A 25,487-nucleotide genomic window follows, 5' to 3' on the forward strand; every position below is an offset into this window, starting at 1 on the left:
TGCTCGTACTGGGCGTACTCGCGCTTTCGCCCGGTGCGGCGAGAGCGCGTGCCAGGCGTCGCGGGGCAGAGGGGAATGTGACGACAGGCCCTAGGCGGCGGTCTCCCGCCTCCTCCCGTCGTCCCTCCCGTCCTCCCGTTCCTCCGTCAGGAACTGCTCCAGGACGGGGGCGAGGACGTGCGGCGCCACCTCGGACGTCTGCCCGGTCAGCGTGCGGTGCCGGCCGCGGGGCAGGGCGGCGGCGAGGCCGCGGGCGGCCCGGCGGGTCCCCGCGGGACTGAAGCCGCCGTCGACGACCAGCACGCGCGTGTGGACCTCGGCGAGGGCGCGCCCGGGCGGCGGACCGTCGCCGAGCACCGCGAGGTCGTGGGCGAGGGCGCGGGCCGGTCCCGCGCCCGCGAGCCACGCCTCGGCGGGTAAGGACGTGTCCGCCGGGACGAGGCCGAGCGCCGCCTCCGGACGGCCCTCCTCCAGCAGCGCCGCCACCCGCCGCCACACCTCCGCGGCCTCCGCCGAGTACGGCGGCTCGTACACCGACAGGGCCGCCGCCGGCAGCCCGGCGGCGACCGCGGCGAGCGCCAGCGCGCCCCCGGTCCCCGTCCCGTGCAGGGCCGCCCCGGCCCCGGCCGCTTCCACGACCGCCGCCAGGTCCTCGATCTCGCGCTCCACCGCGCAGGGCCCGGCGTCCCCGCTCCCGCCGCGGCCCCGCCGGTCGTAGGCGAAGACCGTGAAGTGCCGGGCGAGGAGCCCGGCGAGCGGCCGTTCGGCCGCCGCGGTGGCCAGGGCCCCGCTCACCAGGACGACCGGCGCCCGCCCCTCGTGCCGCCCGTCGCCGTACCGCTCGTACGCGATCGCCGTGCCGTCCCGTGACGTGACCCGGCCGCGGACCCTGCCCAGCGTGGTGCTCACCTCGTCCATGGCAGGGCAGACCGCGGCCGCCTCCCGAACTCATCGCCGCCGGACGGGATTTCCCGGAGAAATTCCGAAGCCGCTGGTCACGGCCTACGGTGGGGGCCATGAACATCTGCGTCTTCCTCTCCGCCGCCCAGCTCGACGAGCGGTACACGACCCCCGCGCGCGACTTCGCCCGTCTCCTCGGGAAGGCCGGTCACACCCTGGTCTGGGGCGGCTCCGACACCGGTCTGATGAAGGTGGTCGCCGACGGCGTCCAGGAGGCGGGCGGCCGGCTCGTCGGCGTCTCCGTCGACTTCCTCGCGCACAAGGCCCGGCCGGACGCCGACGAGATGGTCGTCGCCCGGGACCTCGCCGAGCGCAAGGCGCTGCTCCTCGCCAAGTCCGACGCGATCGTCGTCATGGTGGGCGGCACCGGCACGCTCGACGAGGCCACCGAGATCCTGGAGCTGAAGAAGCACGGCAAGCACGTCAAGCCGGTCGTCCTGCTGAACACGGCGGGCTTCTACGACGGTCTGAAGGCCCAGTTCCACCGCATGGACACCGAGGGCTTCCTGCCCCTGCCCCTGGCCGACCTCGTCTTCTTCGCCGACGACGGCCCGGCCGCCCTCGCCCACCTGGAGGAGAACATCGCCTCCCGCTGATGCGAGCATGGTCCCCATGGCTACTCATGTGATCACCGGAGCCGGTTCCGGCATCGGCGCGGCCGTCGCGCGCCGCCTGCACGCGCGCGGGGACGAGCTCGTGCTGCACGCGCGCGACGCGGGGCGGGCGAAGGAGCTCGCCGGGCAGTTCCCCGGGGCGCGGACGCTGGTCGGCGACCTCGCCGACCCGGACCGGCTGTCCTGGGCGTTCTCGCACCAGACCATGCCGGAGCGGGTGGACAGCCTGCTGCACATCGCGGGGGTCGTCGACCTGGGCCCGATCGGGGAGCTCACCCCGAAGACGTGGCACCACCAGCTCAACGTCAACCTGATCGCCCCGGCCGAGCTGACCCGGCACCTGCTGCCCCAGCTGAGGGTCTCGCAGGGCCACGTCGTCTTCGTGAACTCCGGCGCCGGGCTCAACGCGCACGGCGAGTGGGGCGCGTACGCCGCCTCCAAGCACGGCCTCAAGGCCCTCGCCGACGCCCTGCGCCACGAGGAGCACGCCCACGGCGTCCGGGTCACCTCGGTCTACCCGGGCCGGACGGCGAGCCCCATGCAGGAGAAGGTGCACCGGCAGGAGGGCAAGGAGTACGACGCGTCGAAGTGGATCGACCCCGAGTCGGTGGCGACGGCCGTCCTCACGGCGATCGACCTGCCGCGCGACGCGGAGATCAACGACCTCACCGTCCGACCGGGGCGCTAGCCGTGAGCGAGACCGAGGACATGGGCGACACGAGCCCCTGGGGCCCCGCCACCGGCGTCGGCTCCCTGCCGGGCGGCGACGCCCGCGAGGCCGCCAAGGCCGCCACCGGCTCCTTCGAGGACTTCCCGTTCCTCGCGGAGCTGCCGGCCCGCGGCCCCGGCGCCGACATGATCGGCCGCACCACCGGGATGCTCGTCGACCTCTACGCGCACGTGGAGCCGAGCGGCTGGCGGATCAGCGACCGGCCGGGCCGCGACACCAAGCGCGCCCGCTCCTGGCTGGGCGAGGACCTGGACGCCCTGGAGGAGTTCACCCAGGGGTACGAGGGCCCGCTCAAGGTGCAGGCCGTGGGCCCGTGGACGCTCGCGGCGGCCCTGGAACTGCGCGGCGGCGAGGCGGCCGTCGGCGACCCGGGAGCCTGCCGCGACCTCACCGGCTCCCTCGCCGAGGGGCTCCGCGGCCACCTGGCGGACCTGCGCAGGCGCGTCCCCGGGGCCCGGCTCGTCCTCCAGCTCGACGAGCCCTCGCTCACCGCCGTGCTGCGCGGCCACGTCCGCACGGCCAGCGGGTACCGCACCTACCGGGCCGTCGACCGGCAGGTCGTGGAGTCCGCCCTGCGCGACGTGATCGCCGTCCACGACGGTCCGGTCGTCGTCCACTCCTGCGCCCCCGACGTCCCCATCGCGCTGCTGCGGCGGGCGGGCGTGGCCGGTGTCTCGTTCGACTTCGGCCTTCTCACCGAGCGTGACGAGGAGACGATCGGCGAGGCCGTGGAGGCCGGTACGACGCTCTTCGCCGGTGTGGTGCCGTCCACCGACACCGCATTGTCCGACCCTGGCGGTAGCGTCATGGGTGTCAGGACGCTGTGGCGCAGGCTGGGGCTGAATCCGGGGACTCTCGCGGAGTCCGTGGTCGTCACCCCCACGTGCGGGCTCGCGGGCGCTTCGCCCGCCTACGCCCGCGCGGCGCTCGCCCACTGCGCCCGGGCGGCGAGATCGCTCGCGGACAACCCAGAGTGACCGGGTTCAGAGGCACGGGAGGACGGACGAAGGTGGCAGTCGAACAGGGGGCCCTGCCCGCCGAGGCACGGGAGAAGCACGCCGACCTCGCCGAGCAGGTCGAGGAGCACCGCTTCCGGTACTACGTGAAGGACCAGCCGGTCGTCAGCGACGGCGAGTTCGACCGGCTCCTGCGCGCCCTGGAGGCGCTGGAGGAGGAGTACCCGGAGCTGCGGACGCCGGACTCCCCGACGCAGAAGGTCGCGGGGCAGTACGAGACGGAGTTCACCTCCGTCGAGCACCGGGAGCGCATGCTCTCCCTGGACAACGCCTTCGACGACGAGGAGCTGGCCACCTGGGCCGAGCGGGTCGCGCGGGACGTCGGCACCCCCGACTTCCACTACCTGTGCGAGCTCAAGGTCGACGGCCTCGCGGTCAACCTGACCTACGAGCACGGGCGGCTGACCCGGGCCGCCACCCGCGGCGACGGCCGCACCGGCGAGGACATCACGCCCAACGTGCGGACGATCGCCGACATCCCGGAGCGGCTGCGCGGCGACCGGATCCCGGAGCTCGTGGAGATCCGCGGCGAGGTCTTCTTCCCGATGGAGGGCTTCGAGGAGCTCAACGCCCGGCTGGTGGCCGCCGGCGACAAGCCCTTCGCCAACCCGCGCAACGCGGCGGCCGGTTCCCTGCGCCAGAAGGACCCGAAGGTCACCGCCTCCCGCCCGCTCCACATGGTGGTCCACGGCATCGGCGCCCGCGAGGGCTTCGACATCTCCCGGCTCTCGGAGACGTACGAGCTGCTGCACGCGTGGGGGCTTCCCACGGCGCGGCACAACCGGGTGGTCGACTCGCTCGACGGGGTGCGCGCGTTCATCGCGTACTTCGGGGAGAACCGTCACTCCGTGGAGCACGAGATCGACGGCGTGGTCGTCAAGCTCGACGAGATCCCGCTCCAGGGCCGGCTGGGCTCCACGGCCCGCGCCCCGCGCTGGGCGATCGCCTGGAAGTACGCGCCGGAGGAGGTCAACACCAAGCTGGTCGACATCAAGGTCGGGGTCGGCCGGACCGGGCGCGTCACGCCGTACGCACAGGTGGAGCCGGTGACGGTGGCCGGTTCCGAGGTCGAGTTCGCCACCCTCCACAACCAGGAGGTGGTGAAGGCCAAGGGCGTCCTCATCGGCGACACGGTCGTGCTGCGCAAGGCCGGCGACGTCATCCCGGAGATCCTCGGACCGGTCGCCGACCTGCGGGACGGCACCGAGCGGGAGTTCGTGATGCCCGCGGAGTGCCCGGAGTGCGGGACGCCGCTGAAGGCGATGAAGGAGGGCGACATCGACCTCCGCTGCCCGAACGCCCGGACCTGCCCGGCCCAGCTGCGCGAGCGGCTCTTCTTCCTGGCCGGCCGCCAGTGCCTGGACATCGAGAGCTTCGGCAAGGTGGCCGCGGCGGCGCTCACCCGCCCGCTGGAGCCGGCCGAACCGCCGCTGCTGGACGAGGGCGACCTCTTCGACCTGACGATCGAGCAGCTGCTGCCGATCAAGGCGTACGTCCTCGACGCGGACAGCGGACTGCCCAAGCGGGACCCGAAGACCGGCGAGGAGAAGATCGCCACGGTCTTCGCCAACCAGAAGGGCGAGCCGAGGAAGAACGCCCTGGCGATGCTGGAGAACATCGCGGCGGCGAAGACCCGCCCGCTGGCCCGCTTCATCAACGGGCTCTCCATCCGGCACGTGGGGCCGGTCGCGGCCGAGGCGCTGGCCCGCGAGTTCCGCTCCCTGGAGCGGATCGAGCAGGCGAGCGAGGAGGAGCTGGCGGCCGTCGACGGCGTCGGCGGGATCATCGCGGCCGCGGTGAAGCAGTGGTTCGCGGAGGAGTGGCACCGCGAGATCGTGCGCAAGTGGCGCGCCGCGGGGGTCACCCTGGAGGACGAGGGCGCCGGGGAGGACGAGGGGCCGCGTCCGCTGGAAGGGCTCACGGTCGTGGTGACCGGCACCCTGGAGCGGTTCACCAGGGATGGCGCAAAAGAGTCCCTCCAGAGGCTCGGAGCGAAGGTGACCGGTTCCGTTTCGAAGAAGACCGCCTTCGTGGTCGTCGGCGAAAACCCTGGTTCGAAGTACGACAAGGCGATGCAGCTGAAGGTTCCGGTTCTGGACGAGGCCGGCTTCTCCGTCCTGCTCGAACAGGGGCCCGAGGCGGCGCGGGAGGCCGCGGTCCCGGTCGCCGAGTAGCCGCCCATCACCCCACGGAGGGCCACCCGTTCGGCGCATACCAGATCGTTACGGGTGGCTGGGCCGCATTCGGGCAAGAGAGGGAGAGCGCTGCCCGTCGAAGCCCTCGGCGGCCTAGTGTGGTGACCGTGCGTCTTGTTCCGCACGGCCGCCCGGGGGCTCCGCCCCGCCGCGCGCCGGCCGGAGGACGGACGGCCGCACCGCGGCCCCGCGCACACCCGACGGCACCGCCGCCTGTGAGAGGGACGGGAATGGAACCGACCGAGAGCGCCGCCCCGGTCCCACGGTCACACGGCCGTGCGGTCACCCCGGGCTTCACCTCCCGGCTGCCCGCAGCCGTGGTGGGCATCGCCGCCGTCGTACTCGCCGTCGGGCTCCAGCGAGCCCTGACCACCGGTCACGGACTCTTCCCCGGCGGAGCCGCCGGCTGGTCCCTCGCCGTGCTCACCGGCCTCATCGTCGGCCATCTGGTCGCCCTCGGCCGCGACCGCTGGTGGGGCGGCACCGGCTCCGGCGCCGCCCTCACCCTCGCCGTCCTCCTGCTGTACGGCTGGGTGCCCGCCGGCCTCGTCTCGCTGACCGTCGTCACCCTCGTCGGCGCCGCCCGCCGGGACCGCTGGCGCCAGGGCCTCCTGCACGGCGCCGCCGACGTCCTCGGCGTGGGAGCCGCCGCCGTCGTCCTCGCCCTCTTCGGGGACGTGCCCACCGTCGAACAGCCCTGGTGGCCCCTCGACTGGACCATCGGGGACCTCCCGGAGGTCCTCGTCGCCGCCGGCGCCTACCTCGTGGTGACCCGGCTCCTCCTGTGGTACACGCTCGCGCCCCAGGGCCGCGGCCTGCCCACCGTCGCCCGCACCGCCCTCCTGCGCCAGGGCCTCGTCGCCGTCGCCCTCCTCGGCATCGCCCCGCTCATCTGCGTCGTCGCCGCCACCCGGCCGGTCCTGCTGCCGCTCTTCGCCGTCCCCCTCATCGCCCTCGACTCCACCCTCTGGATCGCCCGCGCCCGCGCCGAGGAGCAGCTGCGCGACCCGCTCACCGGGCTCCCCAACCGCCAGTGGCTCCTGGAACGGGCCTGGACCGCCCTGGAGGAGGCCGAGGCCGCAGGCGCCCGCGCCGCCCTCGTCCTGATCGACCTCGACCGCTTCCGGTCGGTCAACGACACCCTCGGACACCTCGCCGGCGACCGGCTGCTCCTCCAGATCGCCGAACGGCTCGACCTCGCGCTGCCCCGCGGCGCCGAGGCCGCCCGGCTCGGCGGCGACGAGTTCGCCGTCCTGCTGCCCACCGCCGACTCCACCACCAGCGCCCAGCGGGTCGCCCGCCACCTCGTCGCCGAACTCTCCTCCCCGCTCGACCTCGACGGGCTCACCCTCGTCCTGGAGGCCAGCGCCGGCGTCGCCGTCTTCCCCGACCACGCCCTCGACGCCGAGGGGCTGCTGCGCCGTGCCGACGTCGCCATGTACCAGGCCAAGCGCGACCGCACCGGCGTCGAGGTCTACGAGTCCAAGCGCGACTCCAACACGCCCGACCGGCTCGGCCTCCTCGGCGACCTCCGCCGCGCCCTGGACGCCGGCGAGGTCGAACTCCACTACCAGCCCAAGGTCCGCTTCGACGGACAGGTCGCCGGCCTGGAGGCGCTCGTCCGCTGGGTCCACCCCGAGCGCGGCAAGGTCCCGCCGGACGAGTTCATCGCCATCGCCGAGTCCTCCGGCCTGATGCCGCACCTCACCGAGTACGTCCTGGAGACCGCGCTCGCCCAGGTCGCCCGCTGGCGCGCCCAGGGCCTCAACGTCCCGGTCGCCGTCAACGTCTCGCCGCGCGACGTCCACACCCCCGGCTTCGCCGGCGCCGTCGCCGCCCGGCTCGCCCGCCACGGCGTCCCGGCCGGCGCCCTCCAGCTGGAGATAACGGAGCACGTCCTCCTGGAGGACCCCCAGCGGGCCGCCGACACGCTCAACGGCCTCACCGGCCACGGCGTGAAGATGTCCCTCGACGACTTCGGCACCGGCTACTCCTCCCTGGTCCACCTCCGCCGGCTGCCCGTCAGCGAACTGAAGATCGACCGCTCCTTCGTCGCCCGGCTCGCCGTCGACACCGAGGACGCCGAGATCGTCCGCTGCACCGTCGACCTCGCCCACTCGCTCGGCCTCCTCGTCGTCGCCGAGGGCGTGGAGGACGACGAGACCTGGGAACGCCTCCGGGACCTGGGCTGCGACGCCGTCCAGGGCTGGCTCGTCGCCGCCGCCATGCCGCCCCCCGAGGCCACCGCCTGGCTCCTGGCCCGCGGCGAGCACGGCTGGCGCCGACCCGCCGACATCGCGGCCCAGGTCGAGCTCGACCAGCCCTCGGGGCAGGTCGTTCCCTGAGGGGTGCCGCGCTGCGGGCCAAACCGTTTCACGGGCAGGGGTACGGGCCCCATAGGATGGACCAACACCATCAAGCTCACCCCGTGAGGATCCGCATGCCTGGCATCACGCGCGAGGAGGTCGCCCACCTCGCACGGCTGGCGCGTCTGGAGCTGAAGGGCGAAGAACTCGATCACTTCGCCGGCCAGCTCGACGACATCATCGGCGCGGTCGCCCGCGTCTCCGAGGTCGCCGACCAAGACGTACCGCCGACCTCCCACCCGCTGCCGCTGACCAATGTCATGCGCGCGGACGAGGTCCGTCCGTCGCTCACCCCCGAGCAGGCGCTCTCCGGCGCCCCGGCCCAGGAGCAGCAGCGTTTCAAGGTGCCGCAGATCCTGGGGGAGGACTAACACGTCATGACGGACAACATCATCATCAAGCTCACGGCAGCCGAGATCGCCGGGAAGATCGCCGCCGGCGAGCTGACCGCCGTCGAGGTCACCGAGGCCCACCTCGCCCGCATCGAGGCCGTCGACGAGAAGGTCCACGCCTTCCTGCACGTCGACCGCGAGGGCGCCCTCGCGCAGGCCCGCGCCGTCGACGAGAAGCGCGCCCGCGGCGAGAAGCTCGGCCCGCTGGCCGGTGTCCCGCTCGCCCTGAAGGACATCTTCACCACCGCCGGCATGCCGACGACCGTCGGCTCGAAGATGCTGGAGGGCTGGATCCCTCCGTACGACGCGACCCTGGTCAAGAACCTCAAGGCCGCCGACGTCGTCATCCTCGGCAAGACGAACATGGACGAGTTCGCGATGGGCTCCTCCACGGAGAACAGCGCGTACGGCCCGACCGGCAACCCCTGGGACCTCACCCGGATCCCCGGCGGCTCCGGCGGCGGTTCCTCGGCCGCCCTCGCCGCGTACGAGGCCCCGCTCGCCATCGGCACGGACACCGGCGGCTCGATCCGCCAGCCCGCCGCCGTCACCGGCACCGTCGGCGTCAAGCCGACCTACGGCGCGGTCTCCCGCTACGGCATGGTGGCCTTCTCGTCCTCCCTCGACCAGGGCGGCCCCTGCGCCCGCACGGTCCTGGACGCGGCCCTCCTCCACGAGGCGATCGCCGGACACGACCCGCTGGACTCGACCTCCATCGACGCCGAGGTCCCGCAGGTCGTCGAGGCCGCGCGCAACGGCTCGGTCGCCGGCATGCGCGTCGGCGTCGTCAAGCAGTTCCGCGGCGAGGGCTACCAGGCCGGCGTCGTGCAGCGCTTCGACGAGTCCGTCGAGCTGCTGAAGTCGCTGGGCGCCGAGGTCGTCGAGCTGGACTGCCCGACCTTCGACCTGGCCCTCTCGGCGTACTACCTGATCGCGCCGTCCGAGTGCTCCTCGAACCTGGCCCGCTTCGACGCCATGCGCTACGGCCTGCGGGTCGGCGACGACGGCACGCGGTCCGCCGAGGACGTCACCGCCCTCACCCGTGAGGCCGGCTTCGGCGACGAGGTCAAGCGCCGCATCATCCTGGGCACGTACGCGCTGAGCTCCGGCTACTACGACGCGTACTACGGCTCCGCCCAGAAGGTCCGCACCCTCATCACCCGCGAGTTCGAGAGGGCCTTCGAGGAGGTGGACGTCATCGTCTCCCCGACGACCCCCACCACCGCCTTCCCGATCGGCGAGCGCGCCGACGACCCGATGGCCATGTACCTCGCGGACCTGTGCACGATCCCGACCAACCTGGCCGGCAACGCCGCCATGTCGCTCCCCTGCGGCCTGGCGCCCGAGGACGGTCTCCCGGTCGGTCTGCAGATCATCGCCCCCGCCATGAAGGACGACCGGCTCTACAAGGTCGGTGCGGCCGTCGAGGCCGCCTTCGTGGAAAAGTGGGGCCACCCGCTGCTTGAGGAGGCTCCGTCGCTGTGAGTGCCATGGCAAAGAAGGCCAAGAACTTCAAGAAGTCGAAGACCGGCGTCTACGTCTCGCTGGCGACCACCGCGTTCGGTGCCATCAGCGTGGCGAAGCAGGCCAAGATGGCCCGCAACGACAACGACATGCTGCGGCTGATCGATTCCGCCGTGTCCGCCGCCGCCATCGTTACCGGCCTGGCGATCCTCTACCGGGAGCTCAAGCGCCTGGGCGACGACGACGTCCTGCTGGGCTGAGAGGGAAAGTCTCACCGTGACTGTCACTGAACTGCTGTCGTACGACGCGGCCCTCGCGGCGTTCGACCCCGTCATGGGCCTGGAGGTCCATGTCGAGCTCGGCACCAGGACCAAGATGTTCTGCGGCTGCTCGACCGAGCTGGGCGCGGACGCCAACTCGCAGACCTGCCCGACCTGCCTCGGCCTGCCCGGCTCGCTGCCGGTCGTCAACGAGATCGGCGTCGAGTCCGCCATCAAGATCGGCCTCGCGCTGAACTGCGAGATCGCCGAGTGGTGCCGCTTCGCCCGGAAGAACTACTTCTATCCGGACATGCCGAAGAACTTCCAGACCTCCCAGTACGACGAGCCGATCGCCTTCAACGGCTACCTGGACGTCCAGCTGGAGGACGGCGAGATCTTCCGCGTGGAGATCGAGCGCGCCCACATGGAGGAGGACACCGGCAAGTCCACCCACATCGGTGGCGCGACCGGCCGCATCCACGGCGCCTCGCACTCGCTGCTCGACTACAACCGGGCCGGCATCCCGCTCATCGAGATCGTCACCAAGCCCATCGAGGGCGCGGGCGAGCGGGCCCCCGAGGTCGCCAAGGCGTACGTCGCCGAGCTGCGCGAGCTGATCCGCGCCCTCGGGGTCTCCGAGGCGCGGATGGACAAGGGCCAGATGCGCTGCGACGTGAACCTGTCGCTGCGCCCCAACGGCACCAAGACCTTCGGCACCCGCTCGGAGACGAAGAACGTCAACTCGCTCCGTTCGGTGGAGCGCGCGGCGCGCTTCGAGATCCAGCGCCACGCGGCCGTGCTCACCTCCGGTGGCACGATCGTGCAGGAGACCCGTCACTTCCACGAGGACGACGGCTCCACCACCTCCGGCCGCATCAAGGACAACGCCGAGGACTACCGGTACTTCCCGGAGCCCGACCTCGTCCCCGTCGCCCCGTCCCGTGAGTGGGTCGAGGAGCTGCGCGCCGGTCTGCCGGAGCTGCCCCGGGTGCGCCGCAACCGGCTGCGCGAGGAGTGGGGCGTGTCCGAGCTGGACATGCAGTCCATCCTCAACGCGGGCGCGGTCGACTCGATCGTCGCCACGATCGAGGCGGGCGCGGACGCGACCTCGGCCCGCAAGTGGTGGATGGGCGAGCTCGCCCGCAACGCCAACGAGCAGGGCGTCTCGCTGGAGGAGCTGGCGATCACCCCGGCCGACGTGGCCCGGGTGTCGGCCCTGGTCGCCGCCGGCGACCTGAACGACAAGCTGGCCCGCCAGGTCATCGAGGGCGTCCTCGCCGGCGAGGGCACCCCGGACGCGGTCGTCGAGAAGCGCGGTCTGAAGGTCGTCTCCGACGACGGCGCGCTCGGCGCGGCCGTCGACGAGGCCATCGCGGGCAACGCGGGCATCGCCGACAAGATCCGCGGCGGCAAGGTCGCCGCCGTCGGCGCGCTCGTCGGCGCCGTCATGAAGGCCACCCGTGGCCAGGCGGACGCGGCGAAGGTCAAGGACCTGATCCTGGAGAAGCTGGGCGTCAGCGAGGGCTGATCCCCTCCGCGCGCACGGCACGGCGGCCCCGCACCGGAACTCCGGTGCGGGGCCGCCGTCTTCCTCCCGGGTGCGGGATCAGAAGCAGGAGACGGTGGTGGAGGGGCGCATCAGCAGGGAGCTGGCCTCGTCGCGCTGGCCGGAGTGGTTGCCGTCGACGTTGTCGTCCGACAGCTGGGTGTGGGTGACGTAGCTGCCCGGGTTGACGCAGAAGACCAGCCCGCCGCCGTAGTTGACGTCGTAGTAGTAGTGGCTCTCGTAGCCGCCGTTGCTGGAGTTGCTGGCCGACCACGAGTTGTCGTTGACCCCGTGCCCGCTGCTGAAGATGTCGTCGGTGAAGTCGGGGTCGCTGTTGAAGTACATGTGGCTCGACGCGCCGATGCTGCCCTCGAAGAGGCAGTGGAAGCCGGGGGAGCAGCTGGGGCCGGCCGACGCGGACGTCGCGGTGGCGATGCCGCCGCCCACGAGGAGCGCGGTGGCGCCGGCGACGGCGGCGAACTTGGTGCGGAATCCGGTGTTCGAGCCGATCCTGGTCATGTTCTGATCTACCTTTCGGTGGTCGGTTGTGTCGCCTGAGGCATGGACCGCGAGGGTGCGTGGGGGAGAGGAAGCTCCTCCGCGCACCCGCTTCCCGTTCGCGGGCCGTGGGGTGTCGTCGTCAGAAGCAGGAGACGGTGGTGGAGGGGCGCATGAGGAGCGAGCTGGCCTCGTCGCGCTGGCCGCGGTTGTTGCCGGTGACGCCGTCGTTCGAGAGCCGGTCGTAGTTGACCGCGCTGCCCGGGTTGACGCAGAAGACCAGTCCGCCGCCGTAGTTGACGTCGTAGTAGTAGTGGCTCTCGTAGCCGCCGTTGCTGGAGTTGCTGGCCGACCAGACGTTGTCGTTCACCTTGTTCGCGGTGCCGTCGAAGTAGTCGTCGGTGAAGTCGGGGTCGCTGTTGTAGTAGGCGTGCCCGGCGGAGGTGCCGATGCCCTGGTAGAAGACGCAGTGGTAACCCGACGCGCAGTTGGGGCCGGCCGACGCGGTCGCCGCGGTGCCGATGCCGGCGCCCACGAGGAGCGCGGTGGCGCCCGCGACGGCGGCGAGTCTGCCGCGCAGGCCGGACCTGGGATGGGTCGTGGACATGAAGGGTGTCCCTCTCGTCTGGGTGGAGCGTCCGCTCCCGGGCGCGGGAGCGGAAGAGCGTGGTGGGGCGGTCGGCGGGGGCCGTCGGCGGGTCAGGCCGCCGGGCCGAGGACCGTGCGGGCCGCCTCGTCCTGGCGGGCGGACAGCTTCTTCCAGTCGCCGCCGATGTCGGGGTGCTCGTCGAGCCAGCGCTGCTGCGTGGCGGCGAGTCGCCCGTACGCGGTGGTCAGGTACCCCGTCTCCGCCTTGCAGCGCAGATCGGCCGCGGCGACGGGGTCGGTGCGCCGGGCCTCCGCCGTGCGGAGCGCGTTCTGCACCTGGACGGGGTCCTGGGCCTTGACCCTGTTCCGGTCCATGCACTCCCGCCAGCGGGCGGTCGCCGCCCGGAACGCGGGGTCCTTCTCCACGTCCTTGCGGGTCTGCTCCTGTGCCTCGAAGAGCATGATCCGGACCTGGAGCCAGCGGATGCGCCCGTCGCCGAGCACCCGTGTCTCCGCCTCGGCGAGGCAGCCCTCGCCGGGCCGGGAGACGCTCAGGCGCAGGCCCTTGGCGGTGACCCGCTTGCCGTCCTCGCCGAAGAGGGCCCGCGCGTAGGCGGCGGTGCTCTCCGGGCTGCCGGAGGCGGGCGGCGTCTCGGGCGGCGGGGTGGCGCCTGCGCGGGGCGGGTCCGGGGTCTCCAGGCCGAAGGGCCGGGGGCGCTCGTCGGCGCCGTCCGGAGCCTTGGGCGGAGGGACGGGGGCGTAACGGAACCCCCGTCCGGCCATGCAGGCGACGGCGATCCGCTGCTGCGCCTCGGTGCTGCGGACGTGGGAGGTGAAGAGCAGGCCGGTGATCGGCGGAAGCCGGTGCAGGGCGGTCAGCGGGGCGGGTTCCGCCGCCGGTTCCGGGGCCGGTCCGGGCGGTGCGGCGGCCGGACCGGAGCAGCCGGCTGCCGCGGCGAGGGCCAGGCCGAGGGCGAGTGCGCGTACGAGCCCCCGCGGAGCGACACGCCTGCCCCAACGTCTCTTCGTCAGGGTCTCGGGCATTTTACGATCCACCGTCCTGTTGGCGACTGTGCTGATCACGTCGACCGTGCTGATCACGTGGCGAACGGGTCAGAGTCTGCGTTCAACGGGGGAGTGTCATGAACTTTGTTGCGCTGGAACGCAATTGCCCTGGTGGGAGGGGTTGAGGTGCTGCGGATCCATTTCACGGGGGAGGACCTCGGCCGGATTCGGCTCGCCACCGAGCCCGATCCGATGTGGGAGGTGCTGATCAGCCTGAACCGGCTGCGGAGAAGGGACGCGGGGGTGCTGTTCGGGCCCTGGCTCCGGGAGTCGCTGCCCCGAGTCCCCTCCGGCACGCGGCTGTTGACGGCCCTCGCGCCGCCCGTCGGGTACTCGGTGGACTTCCTGACCCCCGCGGTCGGCGGGACCCTCGAAGACCGGATGGAGGCCCTGAGGTCCACGCCGCAGCATCAAGTGCTGAGCGACATGAGGGAGTTCGCGCGGCAGAATCCGACGAGACGGTTACCGGCCTGGGCGCGGGAGCTGACGGAGGGGGAGCCCGAGGGGATCGGCCGGCTGGCCGACGCGGCGCACGCCTACTTCGACGCGGTGCTCGGCCCGTTCTGGGAGCGGATGCGGGTGCAGGTCTGTCGCGACCGGTCGCGGCGCTCGGCGGCGCTCGCGGAGGGCGGCTGGGACGCGGTCCTCAGCACGCTCCACCCGTCGGCGCACTGGGACTACCCGGTGCTCCGGCTCGACTTCCCGGTCGACCAGGACCTCCACCTCCAGGGGCGCGGGCTGCTGCTCCAGCCGTCGTTCTTCTCGCGGTACGCCCCCACGACCCTCGCCGACCCGACGCTGCCGCCGGTGCTCGTCCATCCGATCGAGCACGACGCCTACTGGACGACGCCGGAGGCGAATCCGGCCGACGGGCGGGCGCTCGCGGCGCTGATCGGCCCGACCCGGGCGGTGCTGCTGTCCGCGCTGGCCGAAGGGGTCGCGACCACCGGTCAGCTCGCCCGCCGCGCGGGCACCACGCCGCCCAACGCCAGCCGGCACATCACCGCCCTGCGGGAGGCGGCGCTGGTCTCCAGCCTGCGCCACCGCAACGCGACCCTGCACTCGGTCACCGAGCTGGGCCTCGCGCTGCTGGAGGGGGTGAGGCTCCGCATCCGGGTCTGACGGTCGGCGGGGGCCCGGTGGAGTGGCCGGAAACTGCTTGGATTTCCGGCGCGTTCCCTTGGACGTTCACCACCGGGCCCCCGGCGGGTCTTCTCGTGGTCATCCCGTCTCACTACCGTCGCCGGCGTACCACCCAATGGCTCGACGGAGAACCATTGGACGTCGACTGGAGGCATGTCTTGTCATCCGAGATGTCCCGCAGAAGGCTGCTCGCGCTGGGCGGAGGTGCCCTCGGCGCCGCGGCGGCCGGTTCGCTGCTGCCGCCGTCGCTGCAGGCGGCGATGGCCGCGGAGCCCCCGGCCGGGGGGATGGCGGCGGTCCGGCACGTGGTGATCCTGATGCAGGAGAACCGTTCCTTCGATCACTACTTCGGCACCCTCCGAGGCGTCCGCGGATTCGGCGACCGCAACGCCGTCGAGCTGCCCTCGGGCCGCCCGGTCTTCGAGCAGCCCGCCGCGCCCGGCCGGACCGTGCTGCCCTTCCCCGTCCGCGGCGCCGCCGAGACGCAGCAGAAGGACCTCCAGTACATCGGCGACCTCGACCACTCCTGGGGCGGCGGGGCGAAGGCGTGGCACGGCGGCTGGATGGACGGCTGGGTCTCGGCCAAGACCGCCGCCACCATGGCGTACTACGACCGGCAGGACCTCCCCCTGCACTACGAGCTCGCCGACACCTTCACCGTCTGCGACGCCTACCACTCGTCGATCCACACCTCGACGAGCCCCAACCGCAACCACCTCTGGTCCGGCTGGACCGGCTTCGAGGCCGACGGCAGCCGGGCCGTCACCAACGCCGCCTACGCCGAGGGCACCCACCCCGGCTACGGCTGGTCCACCTACGCCGAGCGGCTCGAAGCCGCCGGGCGGAGCTGGAAGACGTACACCGAGTGGGAGAACTTCACCGACAACAACATCGAGTTCTTCACCACCTTCAAGAAGATCGCCCGCAAGGCGCTCGCCGGCACCGGCGGGCACACCTACATGGAGTCCTTCTACGCCGCCGTCCGCGACACCGACGACAGCGCCGAGCGGACCCGGCTCCTGGCCCTCCTGGAGGAGGGCGTCGCCGGCCTCGCCCCGGCCGAGCGCTCCCTCTTCGAGCGCGGACTGCGCCGCGTCGAGTCCGGCACCCTCGCCGACGCCTTCCGCGCCGACGTCGCCGCCGGCACGCTGCCCGAGGTCTCGTACCTCGTCCCCTCCGCGATCGACTCCGAGCACCCCGGCTCCTCCTCGCCGATCGCCTCCGCCACCCTGGTCTACAAGGTGCTCGACGCCCTCGGCGCCCACCCGGACGTGTGGCGCCACACCGTGGTCCTGATCAACTACGACGAGAACGACGGCTTCTTCGACCACGTCCCGCCGCCGGTCCCGCCGGCCGAGAACGCGGACGAGCGGTGGAAGGGACAGCCCACCGGCCTCGGCATCCGCGTCCCGCTGCTCGTCGTCTCGCCGTGGTCGACCGGCGGATACGTCTGCTCCGAGACCTTCGACCACACCTCCGTGATCCGCTTCCTGGAGCGGCTCACGGGGGTCGGGGAACCCCACATCACGCCCTGGCGCCGCACCGTCACGGGCGACCTCACCTCCGCCTTCGACTTCAAGCGCGGCCGGCGGCGGCCCGAGGTCGAGCAGCCCGGACCGATCCCGCCCTTCACCGGCCGCTGGCGGCCGCAGCCCCCGGCCGTGCAGCGGATGCCCGTCCAGGAGCCCGGCGTCCGCCCCGCCCGCCCCCTCCCGTACCAGCCGGACGCCGCCGCGACCACGGGTGCCGGTGCCGTCACGGTCGCGCTGAGCAACCGCGGGAAGGCGAGCGCGCACTTCGCCCTCTACCCCTACGCGGGCGAGTTCGCCGTCCCGCAGCACCAGGACGTCAGGGGGACGGGGGAGTGGACCGTCCCCGTGCCGGGTGACCGCTACCGCTTCACGATCACCGGCCCCAACGGTTTCCGCCGCGAGTTCGAGGGCCCCGCGGCGGGCGGCGCCGAGCTGGCCTCGCGCATCGACCATCACGACCGCGACCTGCACCTCACCGTGCGGAACACGGGCGAGGCCCCGGTCGCCTTCACCGTCCGGCCGCTGGGCTACGGCGACGAGGACGACCTCGCCGACTGGACCCGCACCGTCACCGTGAAGCCCGGGCGGACCCGTACCGTCGTGCACTCGGCCGCCGACGCGCACGGCTGGTACGACGTCGAGGTGACCGCCCCCGGCGGCTTCCGTCGCCGGCTCATGGGCCACATCGAGAACGGTCGCCCCAGCGTCTCCGGGTGACTCGCCAGGCGGGTGCGGGGGTGGGAGGACCCCGGTCCTTTAACCTCCGCACACGCCTGTGAGCATCGACACGAAAGGGACAAAGGATCACGTTTGGCTGTAAGAGTGGGCGCACGTAGGTCACGCGCGTTCTGCTCGGGCTGTTCCCGTGCACGATCACGAACCACCAGGGAGCACGTCCTTTGGCAGCCATCGCCCGATGGTGCATCCGGCACCGTCTCGTCGTCGTCCTCCTGTGGCTCCTCGCTCTCGGCGGGGTCGGCGCCGGGGCGATCGTCGCCGGCAACGCGTACTCCAACGACTACGAGGTCCCCGGCACCGAGTCCGGCCGGGCCACCGCCCTCCTCGACCGCGGCTTCCACGGCCTCGGCGGGGACAGCGACACCGTCGTCTGGCACACCGACCACGGCAGCGTCCGCGCCGACGCGGTCGAACGGCGCATGACCGCGATGCTCGACGAGGTCGCCGACCTGCCCGGCATCGCCGCCGTGACCTCCCCGTACGGCGACACCCGCGGCCAGATCAGCGAGGACGGCCGCACCGCCTACGCCACCGTCACCTTCGACGAGCAGGCCGACGACATCCCCGAGGCCCAGGCCCGCGCCCTCGTCGACACGGCGAAGGCCGCGGCGGACGGCACCGAGGGCCTCCGGGTCGAGCTCGGGGGCAGCGCCGTCGCCCTCACCGAGGCCCCCGGCGGCCACATCGCCGAGGTCGTCGGCGTCGCCGTGGCGGCCGTCGTCCTCTTCCTCGCCTTCGGCTCGCTCGCCGCCTCCGCGCTCCCCATCGCGACCGCGCTCGTCAGCGTCGGCATCGCGTACTCCGGGATCGTGCTCCTCGGCCATCTGATGACCGTCGCCGACTTCGCCCCCATGCTCGGCATGCTCGTCGGCCTGGGCGTCGGCATCGACTACGCGCTCTTCATCGTGACCCGGCACCGAAGGGGCCTCAAACGAGGGCTCTCCGTCGCCGAGGCGGCCCAGACCGCCGTCGCCACCACCGGCCGTGCCGTCGTCTTCGCCGGGGCCACCGTCTGCATCGCCCTGCTCGGCATGCTGATCCTGCGGCTCGGCTTCCTCAACGGCGTCGCCATCGCCGCCTCCCTCACCGTCGTCCTCACGGTCGCCGCCTCCGTCACCCTGCTGCCCGCGCTGCTCTCCTTCATCGGCCCGCGGGCGCTGTCCCGGCGCGAGCGGCGGACCCTTGTCGAGCACGGGCCGCAGCCGGAGCTCCCCACCGGGTTCGCGGCCCGCTGGTCCGCCTTCGTCGAGCGCCACCCCAAGCTCCTCGGGGCCGTCGCGGCCGTCGTCATGGGCGTCCTGGCGCTGCCCACCCTCACGCTCCACCTCGGCACCTCCGACCAGGGCAACAATCCGGCCACCGCGACCACGCGCCAGGCGTACGACCTGATCGCCGAGGGCTTCGGCCCGGGCGTCAACGGACCCCTCACGCTCGTCGCCGGGCTCGACGGCGCCGACGACCGGGTCGCCCTCGACCAGCTGCCGGCCGCGCTCTCCGCCACCCACGGGGTCGCCTCCGTCTCCCCGGTCACCTACAACAGCTCCGGCGACACCGCGGTGCTCACCGTCGTCCCCGACTCCTCGCCGCAGTCCAAGGCCACCAGCGACCTGGTCGACCGGCTCCGCCAGGACGTCATCCCGCGGGCCGAGGCCGGCACCTCCCTCGACGTGAACGTGGGCGGCGTCACCGCCTCGTACGACGACTTCGCCGAGATCATCGTCGGCAAGCTGCCGCTCTTCGTCGGCGTCGTCATCGCGCTCGGCTGCCTGCTGCTCCTGCTCGCCTTCCGCTCGATCGGCATCCCGCTCAAGGCCGCCGCGATGAACGTCGCGGCCGTCGCCGCCGCCTTCGGCATCGTCGTGGCGATCTTCCAGTGGGGCTGGGGGACCGAGCTCCTCGGCCTCGGCAGCGCCGGCCCGATCGAACCCTTCCTCCCCGTGATCATGGTCTCCGTCCTCTTCGGGCTCTCCATGGACTACCAGGTCTTCCTGGTCAGCCGGATGTACGAGGAGTGGCTGGAGACCGGGGACAACCGGCGGGCGGTCCGCGTCGGGCTCGCCGAGACCAGCCGCGTGATCAACTCCGCCGCCGTCATCATGATCTCGGTCTTCCTCGCCTTCGTGCTCTCCGGCGACCGGGTCATCGCGATGTTCGGCATCGCGCTCGCGGCGGCCGTCGCCCTCGACGCCTTCGTCCTGCGCACCCTTCTCGTCCCCGCGCTCATGCACCTGCTCGGCGGGGCGAACTGGTGGCTGCCCAAGCGGCTCGACCGGATCCTGCCCCGGATCAGCATCGAACCGCCCGAGTGCCGCGAGGTCGCCGACGCGCGTGCGAAGATCCCTGGACAGCGTGTGACGGCCCCCGCCACGACCCCGGCCCCGGCCGCAGAGGAGAGGAGCGACGATGTTCGCGATATCGCTCGGTGACGACGGTGCCGAACTGCGGCCCCTGGAGCCCTGGCAGGCCGAGGAGCTCCTCGCCCACATGGACCGGGGCCGGGAGTTCATCGGACGGCACATCGCCCTCCCCGACTTCGTCGCGGACCTCGACTCCGCCCGCGCCTACCTCACCTCGTACGCCGAGAAGGCGGCCACCGACACCGGACGGCTCTACGGCATCTGGGCCGACGGCACGCTCGTCGGCGGCGTCCTCTTCCGGATCTTCGACGCCGCCAACGGAACCGCCGAGGCCGGCTGCTGGCTGGAGCCCTCCGCCGCGGGCCGGGGCCTGATCACCCGCGCCTGCCGGGTCATCATCGACTGGGCGATCGAGGAGCGCGGGATCCACCGCGTCGAATGGCTCGCCTCCGCGGCGAACGGGCCGAGCATCGCCGTCGCCCGCCGCCTCGGCATGACGAGGGACGGCGTGCTGCGGGAGAACTACCTCTACCGCGGCACCCGCGCGGACACCGAGGTCTGGGCCGTCCTCGCCCCCGACTGGCGCGCCGCGAAGGCCGCCGCTTCTTAAGGCCGCTCTCATGTGGGCCCCCTAGCGTGCGCCGCATGGACATCAAGACGACCGAGAAGACCGACGAGAAGACCGCCGAGGAGACCGGGGAAGCGGCGGCCGCGGAGGCCGCCGCGGCCGCGGAGGACACCGCCGCCCGGGAGGCCGCGGACCCCCTCGACGCGTCCGACGCCCCCGGCGGGACGCACGACGAGGACGCGGGCGACGAGGAGACGGACGACGACGAGGCCCTCCTCGCCGCCGCCCCCGAGACCACCGGGACCGGCGTCGGCGCCGCGGCCGTGATCTCCGCCGCCCTCGGCGCCGTGGCCCTCACCGGGACCTGGACCGGCAAGGTCGTCTCCGAGCGCGAGACGCTCATCGGGCAGATCAACACCTCCCAGAGCGGCTCCCCGGCCCAGCAGATCTCGGAGATCTACGGCGACGCCTGGCACAGCACCGCCCTGGTGAACGGCGTGTTCGCGCTGCTCGCCCTCGTCGTCGCCGTCGTCGTGCTCACCCTGCCCCGCCGCACCGGATGGGTCCGCGCGGTCGCCGTCGCCGGCGCCGTCCTCGGCGGCCTCGGGCTGCTCCTCTCGGTCGGCACCTACTTCGACCTGTTCCTGACCCTGCCCACCGCCGGGTCCTGAGGCGGGCCCCGGTCCGCCTAAGGACCCCCTGAGACCCGCCTAAGGCCCCCCGTACACCGAACATGCGGCACACGCCCGATGTGACCGCATCCCCTGGGAAACGACAGTAGAGGCATCGCAAGGAGCGATACCGAAACCGAGAAGAACCAGGGAGCACCCGATGTTCGCGTACGAACTCCACCGCATGCACCACGCCGAGCTCATCCGCGAGGCCGCCGCCCGGCGCCTCTCGCACGAGGCCGCCGAGACCGCCGGGGCGACCCGGGGTCTGCGGCTCTTCGGCCGGCGGCACGGCGGCCACGACGCGGAGGGGCGGGTGGGCGACGGCGACCGCGGCCGCTTCGCACGGGCCGCGTGACCCCCGTATGAGCGACCGTACGGATGGTTGTGCGATGCTCGGCGCCGTGGAGACCAGGTCAGTCAGTCCCGTCTTCGTCGGCCGGGCCGGCGAACTCACCGCCCTCACCGAGGCGCTCTCCCGCGCGACCGCGGGAGAGCCCCAGGCCCTGCTGATCGGCGGCGAGGCGGGGGTCGGCAAGACCCGGCTCATCGAGGAGTTCCTCGACACGGCCTGCGACCGGGGAGCCGTGGTCGCCGTCGGCGGCTGCGTCGAACTCGGCGCCGACGGACTCCCCTTCGCGCCCTTCGCCGCCGCCCTGCGCTCGCTCCGCCGCCGGCTCCCCGACGAACTCACCGCCGCAGCCGACGGCCACCAGGCCGAACTCGCCCGCCTGCTGCCCGAACTCGGCGACCCCGGCAGCCACGAGACGTCCGACGAGGACTCCACCGGCCGCCTCTTCGAACTCACCGTACGGCTCCTGGAACGGCTCGCCGCCGACCGCACGATCGTGCTCGTCCTGGAGGACCTGCACTGGGCCGACGCCTCCACCCGGCACCTGCTCACCTACCTCCTGCGCACCCTGCGCCGCGGCCGGATCGTGGTCGTCGCCAGCTACCGCGCCGACGACATCCACCGCCGCCACCCACTGCGCCCCCTCCTCGCCGAACTCGACCGGCTCCGCACCATCCGCCGCGTCGAACTCGCCCGCTTCACCCGTACCGAGGTCCACCGCCAGCTCACCGGCATCCTCGCCGCGGAACCCGACCCCGGACTCGTCGAGGAGGTCTTCGCGCGCTCCGACGGCAACGCCTTCTTCGTCGAGGAGCTCGTCGTCTCCCACGAGGCCGGCTGCGCCCTCGGCCACCTCAGCGACTCCCTGCGCGACCTCCTGCTCGTCCGGGTCGAGGCGCTCCCCGAGGACGCCCAGCGGGTCGCCAGGATCGTCGCCGAGGGCGGCTCCACCGTCGAGTACGACCTGCTCGCCGCCGTCGCCCGGCTCAGCGAGGACGAGCTCATCGAGGCGCTGCGGGCCTGTGTCGGCGCCAACATCCTGCTCGCCGTCCCCGACGGCGACGGCTACCGCTTCCGCCACTCCCTGGTCCGCGAGGCCGTCAGCGACGACCTGCTGCCCGGCGAACGCTCCCGCCTCAACCGGCGCTACGCCGAGGCCCTGGAGACCGACCCCGGGCTCGTCCGCGCCGACGAGCGCGCCACCCGGCTCGCCACCTACTGGTACCACGCGCACGACGCCGCCAAGGCCCTGCCCGCCGTCCTCCGCGCCTCCGTCGCCACCCGTAAGCGCCACGCCTACGCCGAGCAGCTCCGCCTCCTCGAACGGGCCATGGAACTCTGGGACGAGGCCCCCGCCGAGATCCGCCGCGAGCTCCGGCCCATGGACTACGCCGAGGCGTACCCGCCCTGCGGCTGCGACCCCGAGACCACCCCGCTGCGCTACCTCGACCTGCTCGCCGAGGCAGCCGTCGCCGCCCGCCTCAGCGGCGAACGCGAACGGGCCGTGAAGATCGGCAAGATGGCGCTGCGCCTCCTCGACACCGACGAGGACAAGGACCCGCTGCGCGCCGCCTGGTTCTGGACCGAGCGGGCCCGCCTCCAGTCCAACCTCGGCCGCGGCGACGGCTGGGAGGAGATCGCCCGCGCCCAGGAACTCGTCAAGGGCCTCCCACCGTCCGCCGTCCACGCCACCGTCCTCGTCGGCGCCGCCGGCTGGGGCATGCTCCGCAACCCGGGACCCGACGCCCTCACCACCGCCGAACGCGCCGTCGAGTACGCCCGGCTCGTCAAGGCCGAGTCCATCGAACTCAACGCCCGCCTCACCCTCGGCACCATCATGACCGCGGCCGGCGACGTCGAGGCCGGACTCGCCGAGATGCACGACGTCCGCGAACGGACCACGGCGCTCGGCCAGTTCAACGAGGCCGCCCGCGCCCACATCAACATCTCCTCCGCCCTGGAGTCCCTCGGCCGCTCCCGTGAGGCCGTCGAGATCGCCGACTCCGGCATCCGGCTCTCCCGCTCCTACGGCCTGGTCGACAGCGTCGGCTGGATCGAGGCCAACCGCGCCGAGTCCCTTCTCGCCCTCGGGCGCTGGGAGGAGGCCCGTGAGTCGTCCGAACGCGTGCTGCGCCGGGCCAGCAGCACCAAGCCGCGTGGCTCGGCCTCCCTCCGACTCGCCCAGCTCGCCGCGGCCCGCGGCGAACTGCCGGCGGCCGCCCGCCACCTCGCCGACGCCCGCGCCGTCTACGGCACCCGCGACCCGATCCCGCAGTACACCCTGCCCATGGCCCAGGTCGCGATCGCCGTGGCCGCCGCCGAGGGCCACCTCGCCGAGGTCCGCGCCACCGTCGCCGCCGCCGCCGAGGCCGGCTTCCCGCCCGGCACCCACCGCTACGGCTGGCCGCTCGTCCTCACCGCCGTCGCCGCCGAGGCAGACAGCCGCGGGCTGCCCGCCGCCGACGAGGGCCGCCCGGAGGCGCTGGAGCTGATCCGCCGCTGCCTCCTCGGCCTCGCCACCCCGGCACCCCTCTGGACGGCCCACTCCCGGCACGTCTCGGAGGAGCTCGCCCGCGCCGAGGGCCGCGAGTCCGCCGCCCGCTGGGCCGAGGTCGTCGCCGCCTACGAACCCCTTGAACGTCCCGCCCAGCTCGCCCGCGCCCGCCATCGCCACGCCGACGCCCTGCTGGTCGAGGGAGGCCGCCGCGAGGAGGCCGCCGCCCTGCTGCGCGAGGCCCATGCCGAGGCCCTCCGGCTCGGCGCCCGCCCCCTCCGCGAGGACACCGAGCTCCTCGCCGCCCGCGCCCGTCTCTCCCTCGCCCCCGACCGGCAGGCCCAGGCCCCGGCGGAGCCCGGCGACGACGGCTTCGGCCTGACCCCCCGCGAGCAGGACGTCCTGCGCCTGGTCGCGGTCGGACGCACCAACCGCCAGATCGCCGAGGAGCTGTTCATCTCACCCAAGACGGCCAGCGTCCACGTCTCCAACATCCTCGCCAAGCTCGGCGTCGCCGGCCGCGGCGAGGCCGCCGCCCTCGCCCACCGCCTCCACCTCCTCGACCCGGCCCTCTGACCCCGGGCGCCCCGCCGCCTCCGCCCCGGGGCGGGGCACCCGTATCGTCACCCGGCCCGAGCGCAGGTCTATCGGGCCGCGCGACGGGTCGGCGTCCCCCGGGTCCTCCCGGGTGAGGGCCTGCCGCCGCAGCTCCTCCTCGGTGTGCCTGCGCCCCGGTGCGAAGAGCTCCTCGATTCCGCCGAACACGGTCACCGCCTCCTTCAGCTCACCTCCAGCCGGAGGATCCTGTCGTCCCCGGGCCCTGGCGTCCCCCGGGTGTCGGTCTCGCTGGTCACCAGCAGGAGCTGTCCGTCACCCGCCGCGACCACCGTGCGCAGGCGGCCGTACTCCTCTGTCAGGAACGCCTCCGGGTCCCCCGAACGTTCCGCTCCGGACAGCGGCACACGCCACAGCCGCTCCCCGCGCAGCGCGGCCATCCAGATCGCTCCCCGTGCGTACGCGATGCCGCTCGGGGACGCCTCCGAGGTCGGCCACTGGGCCACCGGGTCGACGAACCCGGACCGACCGGCCTTCCCCTCCACCTCCGGCCAGCCGTAGTTGCCGCCGGGCTCGATCAGGTTCAGCTCGTCCCAGGTGTTCTGCCCGAACTCGGCCGCCCACAGCCGGCCCGCCGCGTCCCAGGCGATCCCCTGCACATTGCGGTGCCCGGACGAATAGACCACCGAGTCCGCGACGGGGTTGCCCGGCGCCGGTCCGCCCTCCGGCGTCATCCGCAGGATCTTCCCGCCCAGCGAGCCCCGGTCCTGGGCGAGGCCGGTGCGGCCCGTCTCGCCCGTCCCCGCGTACAGCATGCCGTCCGGGCCGAACGCGATCCGCCCGCCGTTGTGCACGACCCCCTTGGGGATGCCGGTCAGCACCGGCTCCGGCGCGCCGAGCCGGTCGCCGTCGCCGCCGCCGTACCGCAGGCGCACGATGCGGTTGTCGGACGCGGCCGTCAGATAGGCGTACACCCAGCCGTCCCGGACGGCTAGGCCCAGCAGACCGCCCTCCCCGCCCGGGGCGACCCCCGGCACCTCGCCGAGCACCGTCTTCGCGCCGGTCCGCCCGTCCACCCGGGTGATCGTCCGCTCGTCCCGCGAGGAGACCAGCAGGTCGCCGTCGGGCAGCCGGGCGACGCCCCACGGGGACTTCAGCCCCTCGGTCAGCGTCCCCGCCACCGTCGCCCGCCCGCCGCCGGACGGAGCCCCGGCCCCCGGGGACGAGGGGGAGACCGCGGCCGGCGGTGACGTGCCCGGCCGGTCCCCCGGGTCCGCAGGGTCTCCCGAGGAGCAGCCGGCCACGAGCATCAGCACGGCGGCGCCCCACAGGGCCTTCACAACAGCAGGACGGCTCATGTCCGGTCCCCTTCGACGAGTCGAG

22 protein-coding genes are annotated in these 25,487 nt (G+C 73.2%); 16 read left to right on the forward strand and 6 right to left on the reverse strand.

The annotated features are described in order from the left end of the window. Window positions 1–90: 90 nt before the first annotated feature. Window positions 91–918, reverse strand: coding sequence for an alpha/beta fold hydrolase (locus tag AB0424_RS22645; RefSeq protein ID WP_366308159.1), 828 nt, complete (start codon window positions 916–918; stop codon window positions 91–93). A gap of 98 nt (window positions 919–1,016) precedes the next feature. Between AB0424_RS22645 and AB0424_RS22650 the strand changes: the two genes are divergently transcribed. The 9 genes from AB0424_RS22650 (at window position 1,017) to gatB (ending at window position 11,525) form a co-directional block, all read left to right on the forward strand. Continuing rightward, window positions 1,017–1,556, forward strand: coding sequence for a TIGR00730 family Rossman fold protein (locus AB0424_RS22650; RefSeq protein WP_366308161.1), 540 nt, complete (start codon window positions 1,017–1,019; stop codon window positions 1,554–1,556). A 7-nt stretch (window positions 1,557–1,563) separates the two neighbouring features. Next, window positions 1,564–2,262 (forward strand): SDR family oxidoreductase, encoded by a 699-nt coding sequence (locus tag AB0424_RS22655; protein ID WP_366308163.1) that lies wholly within the window; start codon window positions 1,564–1,566, stop codon window positions 2,260–2,262. 20 nt (window positions 2,263–2,282) lie between these two features. Continuing rightward, window positions 2,283–3,281, forward strand: coding sequence for a methionine synthase (locus AB0424_RS22660; RefSeq protein WP_366308467.1), 999 nt, complete (start codon window positions 2,283–2,285; stop codon window positions 3,279–3,281). A 32-nt stretch (window positions 3,282–3,313) separates the two neighbouring features. Further along, complete coding sequence (gene ligA, locus AB0424_RS22665; protein WP_366308165.1) at window positions 3,314–5,494, forward strand: NAD-dependent DNA ligase LigA; 2,181 nt, start codon at window positions 3,314–3,316, stop codon at window positions 5,492–5,494. Between the two features lie 251 nt (window positions 5,495–5,745). Then, window positions 5,746–7,860, forward strand: coding sequence for a bifunctional diguanylate cyclase/phosphodiesterase (locus tag AB0424_RS22670; RefSeq protein WP_366308167.1), 2,115 nt, complete (start codon window positions 5,746–5,748; stop codon window positions 7,858–7,860). A 95-nt stretch (window positions 7,861–7,955) separates the two neighbouring features. After that, window positions 7,956–8,252, forward strand: coding sequence for an Asp-tRNA(Asn)/Glu-tRNA(Gln) amidotransferase subunit GatC (gatC, locus tag AB0424_RS22675; RefSeq protein ID WP_015036350.1), 297 nt, complete (start codon window positions 7,956–7,958; stop codon window positions 8,250–8,252). Between the two features lie 6 nt (window positions 8,253–8,258). Next, the gene (gene gatA, locus AB0424_RS22680; protein ID WP_366308169.1) at window positions 8,259–9,758 is read left to right on the forward strand and encodes an Asp-tRNA(Asn)/Glu-tRNA(Gln) amidotransferase subunit GatA; all 1,500 of its coding nucleotides are present in this window, start codon (window positions 8,259–8,261) and stop codon (window positions 9,756–9,758) included. A gap of 5 nt (window positions 9,759–9,763) precedes the next feature. Further along, window positions 9,764–9,997: a hypothetical protein gene (locus AB0424_RS22685; protein WP_189513203.1), complete on the forward strand. Its 234-nt coding sequence runs from the start codon at window positions 9,764–9,766 to the stop codon at window positions 9,995–9,997. Between the two features lie 16 nt (window positions 9,998–10,013). Then, window positions 10,014–11,525: an Asp-tRNA(Asn)/Glu-tRNA(Gln) amidotransferase subunit GatB gene (gene gatB, locus AB0424_RS22690; protein ID WP_366308171.1), complete on the forward strand. Its 1,512-nt coding sequence runs from the start codon at window positions 10,014–10,016 to the stop codon at window positions 11,523–11,525. Between the two features lie 78 nt (window positions 11,526–11,603). Here gatB and AB0424_RS22695 read toward each other — a convergent pair whose 3' ends face one another. From AB0424_RS22695 to AB0424_RS22705, 3 genes are all read right to left on the reverse strand, one after another. Continuing rightward, the gene (locus tag AB0424_RS22695; RefSeq protein WP_366308173.1) at window positions 11,604–12,062 is read right to left on the reverse strand and encodes a hypothetical protein; all 459 of its coding nucleotides are present in this window, start codon (window positions 12,060–12,062) and stop codon (window positions 11,604–11,606) included. 121 nt (window positions 12,063–12,183) lie between these two features. Then, a complete protein-coding gene (locus tag AB0424_RS22700; RefSeq protein WP_366308175.1) occupies window positions 12,184–12,648 on the reverse strand; it encodes a hypothetical protein in 465 nt (154 codons plus the stop codon). 92 nt (window positions 12,649–12,740) lie between these two features. Then, window positions 12,741–13,673, reverse strand: coding sequence for a hypothetical protein (locus AB0424_RS22705; RefSeq protein WP_366308177.1), 933 nt, complete (start codon window positions 13,671–13,673; stop codon window positions 12,741–12,743). Window positions 13,674–13,820: 147 nt separating this feature from the next. Between AB0424_RS22705 and AB0424_RS22710 the strand changes: the two genes are divergently transcribed. From AB0424_RS22710 to AB0424_RS22740, 7 genes are all read left to right on the forward strand, one after another. Further along, on the forward strand, window positions 13,821–14,816 hold the full coding sequence (locus AB0424_RS22710; protein WP_366308179.1) for a winged helix-turn-helix domain-containing protein: 996 nt from the start codon (window positions 13,821–13,823) through the stop codon (window positions 14,814–14,816). 179 nt (window positions 14,817–14,995) lie between these two features. Next, window positions 14,996–17,086 carry a phosphocholine-specific phospholipase C gene (locus AB0424_RS22715; protein WP_366308181.1) on the forward strand — a complete coding sequence of 697 codons (2,091 nt, stop codon included), beginning with the start codon at window positions 14,996–14,998 and terminating at the stop codon, window positions 17,084–17,086. 182 nt (window positions 17,087–17,268) lie between these two features. Further along, window positions 17,269–19,533, forward strand: a complete 2,265-nt coding sequence (locus AB0424_RS22720) for an MMPL family transporter (protein WP_366308183.1) — start codon at window positions 17,269–17,271, stop codon at window positions 19,531–19,533. Then, window positions 19,511–20,074 carry a GNAT family protein gene (locus AB0424_RS22725; RefSeq protein ID WP_366308185.1) on the forward strand — a complete coding sequence of 188 codons (564 nt, stop codon included), beginning with the start codon at window positions 19,511–19,513 and terminating at the stop codon, window positions 20,072–20,074. The genes AB0424_RS22720 and AB0424_RS22725 overlap by 23 nt, the downstream gene beginning before the upstream one ends. A 35-nt stretch (window positions 20,075–20,109) precedes the next feature. After that, window positions 20,110–20,703, forward strand: coding sequence for a hypothetical protein (locus AB0424_RS22730; RefSeq protein WP_366308187.1), 594 nt, complete (start codon window positions 20,110–20,112; stop codon window positions 20,701–20,703). A gap of 160 nt (window positions 20,704–20,863) precedes the next feature. Continuing rightward, window positions 20,864–21,061, forward strand: coding sequence for a hypothetical protein (locus AB0424_RS22735; protein WP_366308189.1), 198 nt, complete (start codon window positions 20,864–20,866; stop codon window positions 21,059–21,061). A gap of 7 nt (window positions 21,062–21,068) precedes the next feature. Beyond that, a complete protein-coding gene (locus tag AB0424_RS22740) occupies window positions 21,069–24,125 on the forward strand; it encodes an AAA family ATPase (protein WP_366308191.1) in 3,057 nt (1,018 codons plus the stop codon). On the opposite strand, the gene AB0424_RS22745 is transcribed toward AB0424_RS22740, so the two are convergent. Both AB0424_RS22745 and AB0424_RS22750 read right to left on the reverse strand, forming a co-directional pair. Further along, window positions 24,009–24,320 (reverse strand): DUF6191 domain-containing protein, encoded by a 312-nt coding sequence (locus AB0424_RS22745; RefSeq protein WP_366308193.1) that lies wholly within the window; start codon window positions 24,318–24,320, stop codon window positions 24,009–24,011. The two genes, AB0424_RS22740 and AB0424_RS22745, sit on opposite strands and share 117 nt — an antisense overlap. Window positions 24,321–24,328: 8 nt before the next feature. Further along, complete coding sequence (locus AB0424_RS22750; RefSeq protein WP_366308195.1) at window positions 24,329–25,462, reverse strand: PQQ-dependent sugar dehydrogenase; 1,134 nt, start codon at window positions 25,460–25,462, stop codon at window positions 24,329–24,331. Window positions 25,463–25,487 lie beyond the last annotated feature (25 nt).

Source organism: Streptomyces sp. NPDC051180 (assembly GCF_040689545.1).
Lineage (GTDB): Bacteria > Actinomycetota > Actinomycetes > Streptomycetales > Streptomycetaceae > Streptomyces.